Genomic DNA, 12,456 nt, shown 5'->3' with positions numbered 1-12,456 from the left:
AAATTTCTCAAAATACCTTGCTAACCAGATCCAGCATCGGTTGCGGATATACACCCAATACGAAGATCATGATCACTACCAGGCTTAATGCCACCGTTTCGCCGGGCTGCAGGTCGGTAGTGGTGTCTGTCAGGGTATTGCCTTCACCGAATATCACTTTCTGGATCATATTCAACGTATATACTGCAGCGAGGATGATACCTAATCCGGCAAATGCCATAAACCAGTGATTGTACTGGAACAGGCCGCTGAACATCAGGAACTCACCGATAAATCCGTTGGTAAGCGGTAAACCAATGTTCGCCAGGCTGATAATAACGAGGAAGATAGCCATCCGGGGCGCCTTGCGGGCCATGCCGCCCATCTGGTCCATGTTCTTTATACCAAGACGGTTCTGTATCACTTCCACGATGATCCACAACCCGATAATGTTGATACCGTGGTTGAACATTTGGAGCAACACGCCCTGGGTGCCTTGTTCGTTATGCGCAAAAATAGCGGCGCTCATCAAACCAATGTGCGCTATGGAAGAGTAAGCGATCAGTCGTTTCAGGTCGCTCTGCACCATGGCGATGCAGGAAGCATAGATAATACCGATGATAGACAGTACAATAGCTACGTCTGTCCACATGGCGGCGCCTTCCGGCAATACCGGCACCAGCCAGCGCAGTACACCGAACAGGCCCATTTTCACCATCACCCCGGAGAGGATCATGGTCACCGGCGTAGGTGATTGCTCGTAAGTGTCCGGCTGCCAGGTATGGAACGGGAACACCGGCATCTTGATGGCGAATGCCACAAAGAACAGCCAGAACAGCCATTTCTGGTCACCTGTGCTCAGCTGCAGGCTGGTGAAGGATGTCCAGCTAAAGGAATGGTCTGGTGTCTGGAAATACAGGTAGATGATACCTACCAACATTAACAGGGAACCGAGGAAGGTATAAACGAAGAACTTAAACGTAACGGGTATACGTTTTTCGCCGCCCCACATAGAGCAGAGAAAATATACCGGTATCAGCGCCAGTTCCCAGAATACATAAAACTGCAGGGCGTCGAAAGCGGTGAAAACACCTACCAGGCCGGCCTGAGAAAGCAACATCAGTCCGTAAAAGCTGTTGGGCCTTTCGATGTCGCGGTTATAAATGGTGATGAAAACCAGGAGGAAGGCGATTGCTGTCAATAAACACAGCATAGTGCCCATACCGTCCAGGCCTACCCTGAACTGGCTTCCCAGCTGAGGTATCCAATCGGTAACAAAAGAGAGTTTTTTCGGATCGGCATGCAGCGTGCATACGGTTCCGATGGCTGTGGCTACCGACGCCAGGGACGCAATCATGCCCAGCACCTTTGGCCCGGACCCCTTCAGGCCGAATGCGATCAGGCCCGCTATGAAAGGAATCAGTATTAATAAAACTGTCAACATAATTTATCTGCGCTTGTAACTTCCGCTATTGGTTTATAATAAGAATCCGATCACAAATAATACGATCATACCGATTACCATGGCAAAGATGTAGAAACCTACCTGTCCGCTCTGAACACGGCGGATTTGCTGGCTGCCCCACTGAACGCTGCGGCCAACACCATTTACCAGTTTATCGATACCTGCTTTTTCAACAGTGTCGCGGAAGAAACGGGAAAGCTCCTGTAATGGTTTTACAATGATAGCATCATACAGCTCATCGATATACCATTTGTTCTCCAGCACTTTCGCCACACCTGTATTTTCTTTGCCGGTATCTTCGTAGGCCGCGAATTTCTGACGGGCTATCAGGATAAAGACAATAACCAGTACACTGCTCAGGCCCATCAGCATCCATTCGGTGCCGTGAGACAGATGATGTTCTGTCACAAAAGGAGCAGAAGGGGCAAATACCGGTGACAGGTATTCTGCCAGCAGGTTTTTGCCAAATACTTCCGGCAGGCCCACATAACCACCGAACACAGACAGTACCGCCAGGATGATCAGCGGAATAGTGATCGGGGAAGGGCTTTCGTGCAGGTGATGTTCCTGTTCGTGCGTACCACGGAACTTTCCGGAGAAAGTGATGTAGTACAGGCGGAACATATAGAAAGCGGTCATCAGCGCGCCAATCAGTCCCAGTGCATACAGCACAGGGTTGTGAGCATAAGCGCTGGCCAGGATTTCATCTTTGGAGAAAAAGCCGGATAAACCAGGGATACCGGCGATGGCCAGGCATCCTACGAGGAATGTCCAGTTGGTGGTAGGCATGTATTTTTTCAGCCCGCCCATTTTACGGATATCCTGTTCACCGCCCATAGCGTGGATAACAGAGCCCGAACCCAGGAACAACAGCGCTTTGAAGAAAGCGTGCGTCATCACGTGGAATACGGCAGCAGAGTAAGCGCCTACGCCCAGTGCGAGGAACATATATCCCAGCTGGCTCACGGTGGAGTAAGCCAGTACTTTCTTAATATCGTTTTGTTTCAGTGCGATAGAAGCGGCAAACAGCGCGGTAGCGATACCAATCACTGCCACCACGGTCTGGATGGCTGGCGCCAGTGTATAGATCACGTTGCTGCGGGCAATCATATAGATACCGGCCGTCACCATCGTTGCAGCATGGATAAGGGCGGATACCGGCGTTGGACCGGCCATCGCATCGGGCAGCCAGGTATACAGCGGTATCTGTGCGGATTTACCCATGGCGCCTACAAACAGCAGCATGGCGATAGCAGCCAGCGTGGGGTTGTTCATGCCCAGCGGCGCTGCTTTCGCAAATACGTCGGGGAAAGTGACCGTGCCAAACTGCATGATCATGAAGAAGATACCGAGCAGGAAACCGAGGTCACCGATACGGTTCATCACAAATGCTTTTTTGGCAGCGTTATTATAGCTGGTGTTTTTAAACCAGAATCCGATTAACAGATAAGAGCAGAGACCAACACCTTCCCATCCGATGAACATCATCACATAGTTGGCGCCAAGCACCAGTATCAGCATGGAAAACACGAACAGGTTGAGGTAAGCGAAATATCTCGCAAAGCTCTCATCGCTTTCATCATGCATGTAGGAAGTGGAGTAAATGTGGATGAGGGTACCCACACCGGTGATGATCAGCAGGAACAATGCACTCAGTTGATCCACCTGGAATGCGAAAGGAATATGCAGGCTGCCAACGGAAATGAAATTAAACAGGTGTACCACCTGTGCCTGAAATCCCGGGGCTTTTACTTCAAAAAATGCCAATAAGCTCACCACAAAGGAAGCCAGTACAGTGCCGCTTCCGATAAACCCTACCAGGGACTTGGATAAAAATCTGCGCCCCAAACCATTCACCAGGAAACCTAATAATGGTAAAAATGGTACCAGCCAAACTAGTTTAATCATTTATCAATTCTATTTACGACGTCGAAACAATTAATAATTAAAGAGGATGAATTATTAATTTTTCAGCCTGTTAAGAATGTTTATATCTACCGAGTGCGTGTTTCTGTAGACCATTGTAATGATAGCCAGGCCAACTGCAACTTCGGCAGCAGCCACCACCATAATAAAGAACACAAACAATTGCGCTGATCCCGCATCTACTCTTCCCGCATCTGCCCACATTTTGGAAAATGCTACCAGCAACAGGTTTACTGCATTCAGCATCAGCTCTATGCACATAAAAATGATGATGGCATTACGGCGCATCAGCACCCCCATCACACCAATGCAGAACAGGGCGATACTCAGGAATATGTAATATTGAACAGGCATAAAAATGAATTACGAATTACGAATTACGAATTACGAAGAAAACTCAGTATCCGCTTACTTAGTCTTTTTTACCAATAACAACGGCACCTACCATGGCGCTGAGGAACAGGATGCTGCTCACTTCAAACGGCACCACATATTGTGTGAACAACATCTGGCCGAGATTTTTGATCAATCCCATTTCATTTGCTTCTGTGCTGATAGCCGGCATGCTGGCATCGCGCAGGGCGGCTACCAGTACCACCAGGAGAGCACCGCCGCTGATAGCGCCGGCATATTTCAGCCAGTTACGCTTCTGAGGCTCCAGCTCCGCGTTCAGGTTCATCAGCATCATCACATAAAGGAACAATACCATGATAGCGCCGGCATACACAATGATATGCACAACCGCCAGGAATTGGGCGTTCAGCATAATGTAATGCCCTGCAATGGTAAAGAAGGTTACGATCAGACACAATACGCTCGTCACGGGATTCTTGCTCAATACTACGCCCAGCGCCGAAACCAGGGCGATGACTGAAAGCACCATGAAAATTATTTGTTGTATACTCATTCCCATCTCTGCTATGTTTGACTATGTATTTTTTAGCTTATGCGTATTGTGAATAATTATTTGGACTGCTGTTTCGGATCAGGGATCAACAGGTCCGGCTTTCCATAAATGAAGCCTTTACGCTGATAGTTGGACGGCGCAAAGGTTTCAGACATATAGATCGCGTCTTTGGGGCAAGCTTCTTCACAGAATCCGCAGAAAATACAACGCAGCATGTTGATCTCATAGCGGGCCGCATATTTCTCTTCACGGTACAGGTGCTCTTCTCCCGGTTTTCTCTCTGCCGCCTCCATGGTGATCGCTTCTGCCGGGCAGGCTACTGCGCACAGGCCACAGGCGGTGCATCTTTCACGGCCTTCTTCATCGCGGTTCAATACATGTAATCCACGGAACACCGGGCTGAACTGACGGCGCTGTTCAGGAAAACTAACGGTAGCTTTCCGTTTGAAGATATGCTTAAAGGTGATCCCCATGCCCTTGGCGATGGCAGGAACATACATTTTTTCCAGGAAGGTTAATGGACTGCGGTCCACCGGTTTTGCCCTGTTTGTTAATGCTTGCATAAATGCTTTATTTAGTCCACACCCGCGGTGTGTATAAATTAACGGATAAATATTAGTGTTGACGGGCCAGTACAATTGCACCGGTAATCAGCATATTGGCCAATGCCAGCGGAATCATCACTCTCCAGCCAAGGCGCATCAGCTGATCATAACGGAACCTGGGGACCGTCCACCGTACCCACATAAAGAAGAATATAAACACCAGTATCTTCACGAACAGCGCCAGGAAGCCCAGAATGGTGAGCAGATTGGGACTAACGCCCAGACTGTCCATACCCGGGAAAGCGTATCCGCCGAAGTACATAGTGGCCATCAGCGCCGAGCTGACGAACATGTTGATATATTCCGCAAAGAGATAAAAGCCCAGTTTCATGGAAGAATATTCCAGGTGGTAACCACCATTCAGCTCGTTCTCTGCTTCCGGCAGGTCAAAAGGCGCACGGTTACATTCTGCGAAGGCACACACCAGGAAGATAAAGAAGCCCAGCGGCTGGTATACTACGTTCCACAGTCCGTGGCGTTGTTGTTCTACGATCTCTTTCAGGCTCAGCGTGCCGGTCAGCATCAGCAGCGCGATCAGCGCCAGGCCCATCGGCAGCTCATAGGAGATGATCTGGGAAGCCGCCCTTACAGAGGCCAGCAGCGAATATTTGTTGTTGGAAGCCCAGCCACCGATCATGATACCATACACGCCCACGCTCAGCACACCAAAGATGAACAGGATGCCGATGTTGACGTCTGCCACCTGCAGGGAAACGGTATGGCCTGCAATGGTGAGGGTATCTCCCCATGGAATAACGGCGCTGGTCATACAGGCCACCATCATGGCGACAGACGGGCCGAGGATAAAGAGGAACCGGTTGGAGTTGGTGGGGATGATCTCTTCCTTGAAGAAGAGTTTACCACCATCGGCCAGCGGTTGCAACAGTCCCATCGGGCCGGCGCGGTTAGGGCCGAGACGGTCCTGAATCCAGGCAGCCACCTTTCTTTCGCCCCAGGTAGAGTACATGGCCACTACGAGTGACAGCACCAGTACTGCGGATATCAGCAGTATTTTTTCAAGAATAAAAAACCAGTCTATGCTTAATAACGTCATTTTCCAATTACGAATTACGAATTACGAATACGATGCTTACTTATTAAAATCGTCCGAATGGGCAGGTCCTTCAATCTTAGAGAGATCTATTTCCGGCCGGTTCACCTCACTTGTGGAGTGGATATCGAACAGCAGTTTAGGCTGTCTTCCGTCCAGTACTTCCACCAGCGGGTCTTTCGGTTTAACGGTATTCACGTAATGGCCCTGGGAAATAACGCTGTGACGGTCAATTTTACGGGGGCCTTCGATGATCCAGTCTGATTTTTCTTTTTTATCGAAACGGCAGGTATCGCAGATAAAGTCTTCTACTTCGCCGTATTTGTCTTTACGGGCAGTTACGCGGAACACTTCATCACCACGCATCCACAGTACGGTTTTACCGCAGCATTTCGGGTCTTCGCATTGACGGTGGGCATCTACCGGTTTCAGGAACCATACACGGTTTTTGAAACGGAAAGTTTTGTCGGTGAGGGCGCCTACCGGGCAAACGTCGATCACGTTGCCGATGAAGTTATTGTCGAGTGATTGATGGATATAAGTGCTGATTTCAGATGCATCACCACGGCCGAGCACGCCGTGTTCACGCTTTTCAGTGAGCTGGTCGGCAGTGAATACGCAGCGGTAGCAGAGGATGCAACGGGTCATGTGCAGCTGTATCTTGTCGCCGATGTCGATTTTATCGAAAGTTCTGCGTTTGAATTCGTAGCGGGTAGCTTCAGCACCGTGTTCATAGCTCAGGTTCTGCAGGTCACATTCACCGGCCTGGTCGCATACGGGGCAGTCCAGTGGGTGATTGAGCAGCAGGAATTCCACCACACCTTTACGTGCTTCCTGTACTTCCGGAGAAGTGATGTTAGCCACTTCCATACCATCCATTACGGTAGTGCGGCAGCTGGCCACCAGTTTAGGCATCGGGCGCGGGTCGGCCTCGGAACCTTTGGTTACTTTCACCAGGCAGGTACGGCATTTACCACCGCTGCCCTGCAGCTTGGAATAGTAGCACATAGCCGGCGGTACCACATCTCCACCTATCGACCGGGCCGCATTCAGTATCGTAGTACCAGGTTCGACCTCCACGGAGATGTTATCGATCTTAACCTTGAATAATTTTTTTTCCTCCGCCATCTTGATATATTTCTTGCTGTCAGTACTGCTTTGCAGCGGCAGCAAATTTTAATGATTATTTGTGTATTGACTTGTTCAGATAATCTTCATGCTGACTATACAGCGGCCGGAGCCGGTGCAGGCAACGGATCGGCATAATGAGCCAAGCCGAAGTTGCGGGTCAGCGCTTCATCCGGGTGTTTCACATGCCATTCGAACTCGTCGCGGAAGTGACGGATAGCGGCAGCTACCGGCCATGCAGCAGCATCGCCGAGCGGGCAGATGGTGTTGCCTTCTATTTTCCGCTGAATGTCCCACAGCAGGTCGATATCACTCATTTTACCTTTTCCGTATTCGATATTGTGCAGCACTTTTTTCATCCAGCCGGTGCCTTCACGGCAAGGGCTGCACTGGCCGCAGCTTTCGTGGTGGTAGAAACGGGCGAAGGTGAGGGTATTGCGTACAATACACTGGTCTTCGTCCATTACGATGAAACCACCGGAACCCAACATGGAGCCGGTTGCAAAACCGCCATCGTTGAGGCTTTCGTAGGTCATCATACGGGTTTCGCCTTTGGCTGTTTTCAGCAGCAGGTTGGCAGGCAGCACCGGTACGGAAGAACCGCCGGGGATACAGGCTTTCAGGCGTTTGCCACCTTTGATGCCTCCGCAATATTCGTCAGAGTAGATGAATTCCTCTACTGAGATGTTCATTTCGATCTCGTATACGCCGGGCTTGTTGATATTACCACAGGCAGAGATCAGTTTGGTACCGGTAGATTTACCAATACCGAATTTGATATATTCATCGCCACCGATGTTAACGATGGGCACTACCGCCGCAATGGTCTCCACATTGTTTACCACTGTAGGGCATCCCCACAGGCCTTTTACGGCCGGGAACGGAGGTTTGATACGTGGATTGCCGCGTTTGCCTTCCAGGGATTCCAGCAGGGCTGTTTCCTCACCGCAGATATAGGCACCGGCGCCGCGTTGTACAAATATTTCAAGATCGTAGCCGGTACCGAGAATGTTTTTTCCCAGCCAGCCTTTGTTTTTAGCTTCAGCGATCGCCTGTTCCAGGATATCCGGGATCCATGCGTATTCGCCACGGATGTAGATGTATGCTCTGTTAGCGCCCAGGGCGAAGCTGGAGATCAGCAACCCTTCCACCAGCAGGTGAGGGATGAACTCCATCAGGTAACGGTCTTTGAAAGTGCCTGGCTCAGACTCGTCCGCATTGCAAACGAGGTAACGCGGAACACCTTCCGGTTTGGCGATGAAGCTCCATTTCAGGCCGGTAGGGAAACCAGCGCCACCACGGCCTCTCAGGCCACTCTTCTTTACTTCTTCCACTACAGCTTCCGGGCCCATGGATTTCAGGGCTTTTTCTGCCGCAGCATAACCGCCGTTAGCCCGGTAAGTGTCGTAATACCGGATACCTTCTATATGTGCTTTGTCTAACAGTAATTTGCGTCCCATTGTCTTCCTTATGGTTTAATGGTGATAGGTAAACCAGCACCATCAACAGATTTGTATGATATATCTTTTATGCCTTGCGTATCCGGTGCTGCGCTATACGTTCCGCCAGCCGGAAAAAAAGGTATCCGGAGGCCACGCCGCAGACAAAGGAGAGGAACCAGTTGTTCACCCGCCACAGACCTGCCAGTGCTGCCATCAGCAAAGCCGCTTCGATGATGGTCTGGCGGTGCTGATATAATAACAAACCGATACGCATGACGATACTTTTTTGCTGATGCATCAATTAGCTTTTGCCCTGCATTCCGCGATGATCTCATCCACTTTGGCAGGGGTCAGGTGTTCACGGAAATGTTTACCCAATTGCATCATGGGCGCATAACCGCAGGCACCGAGGCATTCTACCGTTTTAAGGGTAAACATGCCGTCAGGCGTAGTTTCACCTACACCGATACCCAGTTTATTCTTAATATAGTCAATGATCTGATCCGAACCACTTACCATGCAGGGGCCTGTCTGACATACTTCAAACAGATATTTGCCTACCGGCTTCAGGTTGAACATGCTGTAGAAAGTGGCCACTTCGTATACTTCAATGGGCGTTATCTGCAGGATGCCCGCCACATAGTCCATCGTTTCTGCACTCAGCCAACCGCCAAATTCCTCCTGTGCCAGATGCAGCACAGGTATCAGCGCACTCTTCTGCTTCCCTTCCGGGTAGCGTGCGATGATCTCTTTTACTTTATTCAGTTTCTCTTCAGAAAATTGAACCACAGCCATTAAAAAATTATGTTTAAGTAAGCTTATTTTATTCTCTAGACGCTATCATAAAAACAAATAGTACCCGCAAAAACAGGTACTATGCATCCAATTCACCGGCAATCAGGTTAAGGCTACTCATACACACGATCGCATCGCTCAGCATGGAGCCCTTGATCAGTTCAGGATAAGCCTGGTAGTAGATGAAGCAGGGACGGCGGAAGTGCAACCGGTAAGGGCTGCGGCCACCATCGCTGATCAGGTAGAAGCCCAGTTCACCGTTAGCTCCTTCTACAGAGTGGTACACTTCGCCGGGCAGTATGTCTGTTTCACCCATCACGATTTTAAAGTGATAGATGAGCGCCTCCATTTTTGTATAAACGTCTTTTTTGTCAGGCAGGTAGTAAGCCGGAACGTCTGCATGGTATACGTCGTCTGGTAAGCCTTTCAGCTTGTCCATCGCCTGACGGATGATACTGATGCTCTCCCACATTTCCGCGTTACGTACCTGGTAACGGTCGTAGCAGTCGCCGGTAGTACCCACTGGTATGGAGAAATCGAAATCCTGGTAAGAGGAGTACGGGCTGGCGATGCGCACATCGTAATCCACGCCGGCAGCTCTCAGGTTAGGGCCGGTGAAGCCGTAGCTCATGGCTCTCTCTGCGCTGATGGCGCCTACGCCCTGCGTACGTTCCATGAAGATACGGTTACGGGTCAGCAGGGTTTCAAATTCTGTCAGCGCCGCCGGATATTCTTTCAGGAAACGTTCTATTTTCTCGAAAGCAGCCGGGGTGAAGTTTCTTTCAAAACCACCAATACGACCGATATTGGTCGTCAGGCGGGAACCGCATATCTCTTCGTAAATTTCGTATATCAGTTCACGGTACGTCATGAGGTACACGAAGCCGGTCAGGGCACCGGTGTCCACACCCATTACCGCGCTACAGATCAGGTGGTCTGCAATACGGGCCAGCTCCATGATGATCACCCGCAGGTAGTCAACACGCTTTGGAATTTCCAGTCCCAGCAGTTTCTCCACGGTCATGATCCAGCCCATGTTGTTGATAGGGGCGGAACAGTAGTTGAGCCTGTCGGTAAGCGGGGTGATCTGGTAATAGGGACGGCGTTCTGCGATCTTCTCAAATGCACGGTGGATGTATCCTACGGTGGATACCGCGCTCACAACTCTTTCACCATCTATTTCCAGGATATTCTGGAATACGCCGTGTGTGGCCGGGTGCGTAGGACCCAGGTTCAGCGTGGTCGTATTTTTTTCTATGGAGCCTTCCGGCAGTTTTATATGTTGTTTCTGGTCTAACATAGCCTAATTGATTAAAAGTGACCGCCCCTGCCAAACATTTCGTCGTCTTTATCGGTACGCATGGGATCTTCCAGCGGGAACTCCTTGCGCATGGGGAAATAGGTCATTTCATCCACGTTGAGGACACGGATCAGGTTAGGATGCCCCACAAAATCCACCCCGAAGAAGTCATAAGTTTCACGCTCCATCCAGTTGGCAGATTCATACAGGCTGGTAGCGGTAAATACTTTCGGTGCTGCCACCGGTGTATAAACTTTAAGGCGCAGCCGTACATTGTCCACGAAGTTGTGCAGGTGATATACCACGCACAGCTCCTCCCCTTTACGTTCGGGATAGTGTACCGCTGTGATGTCTGTCAGAAAACGAAAACGCAATTCCTCATCGTCAAACAGGAATTGCATTACTTTCAGGTTATAATCTTTCTGTGCGGTGAAGGTGAGCATTCCAAACGGCTCTTCAAAACCGGTCAGTACATCCCCGAACTTCTCCGTCAGGCGTTGTTGTATGCGTTCGTTTGTTAAAGACATTAACAATAAGTGATTTACGAGTTACAAGTTACCATTCACACGTTATTTGATACCGTAAGACTCCATCAGTTCTTTATAACGGTCGGAGTTACGGCGGCGCAGGCTTTCATTGCCCACCAACTGCTGTATTTTCATGAAGCCGTCGATGATGCCTTCCGGTCTGGGAGGACATCCCGGAACATACACATCTACCGGGATCACCTGGTCGATTCCTTGTAAAACAGAGTAAGTATCAAAAATACCACCGCTGCAGGCGCAGGCGCCTACTGCCATTACCCAGCGTGGCTCAGCCATCTGCAGATATACCTGGCGCACGATAGGGCCCATCTTTTTGGAAATAGTCCCCATCACCATCAGCAGATCGCACTGACGCGGGGTGAATGCCATACGTTCCGCACCGAAACGGGCCAGATCGTAGGTAGCGGCCATAGTGGCCATAAATTCGATACCGCAGCAGGAGGTAGCGAACGGTAAAGGCCAGATGGAGTTTTTACGCGCCAGACCGATGGCCTTATCAAATGAGGTGGCATAGAACCCTTCACCGGAATATCCCTCTGGGATTTCCACCATCTTCACATTGGTATTATATTGAACCGGACGAGCCATTGGATTAAGATTTAAAGGTTTAAGATTAGTCTTCCCACTTCAGGGCCCCTTTCTTCACAATGTAGATAAACCCACACAGGAAGAAACCCACAAACATCAACACGGCAACAAATCCTTCCCAACCCAGCGACTTGAAATTAACAGCGTACGGGTAGAAAAAGATCACTTCCACATCAAATAAGACAAAGAGAATAGCCGTCAGAAAGTACTTGATGGCCACTGGCTGCCTCGCATTGCCGCGCTGCTCAATTCCGCTCTCAAAGTTAATAAGCTTATCACTTGTTTTACGCTTGGGACCCAGAAAGTGAGTGGCTAGCATAGTGATCCCAACAAAACCTAAAGCAGCAAGTAATTGCAGTACTATAGGGAAATAGCTAAAAGGAGTAGTCGTTGCTGACAAAAATACAGTATCTGTATACATAAGCTTCCCGATAAAACATTGTCCGAATTCGCAAAAATACTGTAACTAAACCAAATATCAAATCTATTTACTCGTTAAAATATTATCTTTTTTTGCCAACCGGAAACTACGGAAACCATTCCGGCAATTACCGGTTCATCGGCGGGGATCAAGCATTTAAAGCCTTTTTGTGTTTTTTACACAATGTTCGGGGAAGCAGTATCCTGATTAACAGTTAGATATAACAATTTACCTAAATATAAATACGTTATTCACACCGCAGTACATCAGTCATTTTGTCAAGACTTGACCATTGGTCAACAAT

At 49.4% G+C, this 12,456-nt stretch carries 14 protein-coding genes; all 14 read right to left on the bottom strand.

Features of this window, described 5'->3' with window-relative positions; genetic code table 11:
- Positions 1-7 precede the first annotated feature (7 nt).
- Positions 8-1,423 carry a complex I subunit 4 family protein gene (locus tag ACTJJS_RS19310; protein WP_440664901.1) on the bottom strand — a complete coding sequence of 472 codons (1,416 nt, stop codon included), beginning with the start codon at positions 1,421-1,423 and terminating at the stop codon, positions 8-10.
- Positions 1,424-1,456: 33 nt separating this feature from the next.
- The gene (gene nuoL / locus ACTJJS_RS19305) at positions 1,457-3,352 is read right to left on the bottom strand and encodes an NADH-quinone oxidoreductase subunit L (protein WP_440664900.1); all 1,896 of its coding nucleotides are present in this window, start codon (positions 3,350-3,352) and stop codon (positions 1,457-1,459) included.
- Positions 3,353-3,406: 54 nt separating this feature from the next.
- A complete protein-coding gene (gene nuoK, locus ACTJJS_RS19300; RefSeq protein WP_168870058.1) occupies positions 3,407-3,724 on the bottom strand; it encodes an NADH-quinone oxidoreductase subunit NuoK in 318 nt (105 codons plus the stop codon).
- Between the two features lie 58 nt (positions 3,725-3,782).
- Positions 3,783-4,277 carry an NADH-quinone oxidoreductase subunit J family protein gene (locus tag ACTJJS_RS19295; RefSeq protein ID WP_168870059.1) on the bottom strand — a complete coding sequence of 165 codons (495 nt, stop codon included), beginning with the start codon at positions 4,275-4,277 and terminating at the stop codon, positions 3,783-3,785.
- Positions 4,278-4,333: 56 nt separating this feature from the next.
- Complete coding sequence (gene nuoI, locus ACTJJS_RS19290; RefSeq protein ID WP_168870060.1) at positions 4,334-4,840, bottom strand: NADH-quinone oxidoreductase subunit NuoI; 507 nt, start codon at positions 4,838-4,840, stop codon at positions 4,334-4,336.
- A 52-nt stretch (positions 4,841-4,892) separates the two neighbouring features.
- On the bottom strand, positions 4,893-5,936 hold the full coding sequence (gene nuoH / locus ACTJJS_RS19285) for an NADH-quinone oxidoreductase subunit NuoH (protein WP_211092554.1): 1,044 nt from the start codon (positions 5,934-5,936) through the stop codon (positions 4,893-4,895).
- Positions 5,937-5,972: 36 nt separating this feature from the next.
- Complete coding sequence (locus ACTJJS_RS19280; RefSeq protein WP_168870061.1) at positions 5,973-7,061, bottom strand: 2Fe-2S iron-sulfur cluster-binding protein; 1,089 nt, start codon at positions 7,059-7,061, stop codon at positions 5,973-5,975.
- A gap of 95 nt (positions 7,062-7,156) precedes the next feature.
- Positions 7,157-8,521, bottom strand: coding sequence for an NADH-quinone oxidoreductase subunit NuoF (nuoF, locus tag ACTJJS_RS19275; protein WP_168870062.1), 1,365 nt, complete (start codon positions 8,519-8,521; stop codon positions 7,157-7,159).
- 67 nt (positions 8,522-8,588) lie between these two features.
- Positions 8,589-8,801: a hypothetical protein gene (locus ACTJJS_RS19270; RefSeq protein ID WP_440664899.1), complete on the bottom strand. Its 213-nt coding sequence runs from the start codon at positions 8,799-8,801 to the stop codon at positions 8,589-8,591.
- Complete coding sequence (gene nuoE / locus ACTJJS_RS19265; RefSeq protein ID WP_168870064.1) at positions 8,801-9,298, bottom strand: NADH-quinone oxidoreductase subunit NuoE; 498 nt, start codon at positions 9,296-9,298, stop codon at positions 8,801-8,803. The genes ACTJJS_RS19270 and nuoE overlap by 1 nt, the downstream gene beginning before the upstream one ends.
- A 79-nt stretch (positions 9,299-9,377) precedes the next feature.
- The gene (locus tag ACTJJS_RS19260) at positions 9,378-10,598 is read right to left on the bottom strand and encodes an NADH-quinone oxidoreductase subunit D (RefSeq protein WP_440664898.1); all 1,221 of its coding nucleotides are present in this window, start codon (positions 10,596-10,598) and stop codon (positions 9,378-9,380) included.
- An 11-nt stretch (positions 10,599-10,609) separates the two neighbouring features.
- A complete protein-coding gene (locus tag ACTJJS_RS19255; protein WP_168870066.1) occupies positions 10,610-11,125 on the bottom strand; it encodes an NADH-quinone oxidoreductase subunit C in 516 nt (171 codons plus the stop codon).
- A gap of 42 nt (positions 11,126-11,167) precedes the next feature.
- Entirely contained in the window at positions 11,168-11,731 is a 564-nt protein-coding gene (locus tag ACTJJS_RS19250) for an NADH-quinone oxidoreductase subunit B (RefSeq protein WP_078668889.1), read from the bottom strand.
- Positions 11,732-11,756: 25 nt separating this feature from the next.
- On the bottom strand, positions 11,757-12,152 hold the full coding sequence (locus tag ACTJJS_RS19245; protein WP_168870067.1) for an NADH-quinone oxidoreductase subunit A: 396 nt from the start codon (positions 12,150-12,152) through the stop codon (positions 11,757-11,759).
- Positions 12,153-12,456 lie beyond the last annotated feature (304 nt).

The sequence above is a fragment of the Chitinophaga sp. 22308 genome (assembly GCF_052045305.1).
In the GTDB taxonomy this organism is placed as follows: Bacteria; Bacteroidota; Bacteroidia; order Chitinophagales; family Chitinophagaceae; genus Chitinophaga; species Chitinophaga varians_A.
The sequence above is the reverse complement of the archived record's forward strand: the minus strand, read 5'-3'. Positions and strand labels throughout refer to the sequence as shown.

What these genes read in the sequence shown, in the direction of transcription:
- ACTJJS_RS19310 (WP_440664901.1), bottom strand. Translation starts at nt 1,423, where the DNA reads ATGTTGACAGTTTTATTAATACTGATTCCTTTCATAGCGGGCCTGATC.
- nuoL (WP_440664900.1), bottom strand. Translation starts at nt 3,352, where the DNA reads ATGATTAAACTAGTTTGGCTGGTACCATTTTTACCATTATTAGGTTTC.
- nuoK (WP_168870058.1), bottom strand. Translation starts at nt 3,724, where the DNA reads ATGCCTGTTCAATATTACATATTCCTGAGTATCGCCCTGTTCTGCATT.
- ACTJJS_RS19295 (WP_168870059.1), bottom strand. Translation starts at nt 4,277, where the DNA reads ATGAGTATACAACAAATAATTTTCATGGTGCTTTCAGTCATCGCCCTG.
- nuoI (WP_168870060.1), bottom strand. Translation starts at nt 4,840, where the DNA reads ATGCAAGCATTAACAAACAGGGCAAAACCGGTGGACCGCAGTCCATTA.
- nuoH (WP_211092554.1), bottom strand. Translation starts at nt 5,936, where the DNA reads ATGACGTTATTAAGCATAGACTGGTTTTTTATTCTTGAAAAAATACTG.
- ACTJJS_RS19280 (WP_168870061.1), bottom strand. Translation starts at nt 7,061, where the DNA reads ATGGCGGAGGAAAAAAAATTATTCAAGGTTAAGATCGATAACATCTCC.
- nuoF (WP_168870062.1), bottom strand. Translation starts at nt 8,521, where the DNA reads ATGGGACGCAAATTACTGTTAGACAAAGCACATATAGAAGGTATCCGG.
- ACTJJS_RS19270 (WP_440664899.1), bottom strand. Translation starts at nt 8,801, where the DNA reads ATGCATCAGCAAAAAAGTATCGTCATGCGTATCGGTTTGTTATTATAT.
- nuoE (WP_168870064.1), bottom strand. Translation starts at nt 9,298, where the DNA reads ATGGCTGTGGTTCAATTTTCTGAAGAGAAACTGAATAAAGTAAAAGAG.
- ACTJJS_RS19260 (WP_440664898.1), bottom strand. Translation starts at nt 10,598, where the DNA reads ATGTTAGACCAGAAACAACATATAAAACTGCCGGAAGGCTCCATAGAA.
- ACTJJS_RS19255 (WP_168870066.1), bottom strand. Translation starts at nt 11,125, where the DNA reads ATGTCTTTAACAAACGAACGCATACAACAACGCCTGACGGAGAAGTTC.
- ACTJJS_RS19250 (WP_078668889.1), bottom strand. Translation starts at nt 11,731, where the DNA reads ATGGCTCGTCCGGTTCAATATAATACCAATGTGAAGATGGTGGAAATC.
- ACTJJS_RS19245 (WP_168870067.1), bottom strand. Translation starts at nt 12,152, where the DNA reads ATGTATACAGATACTGTATTTTTGTCAGCAACGACTACTCCTTTTAGC.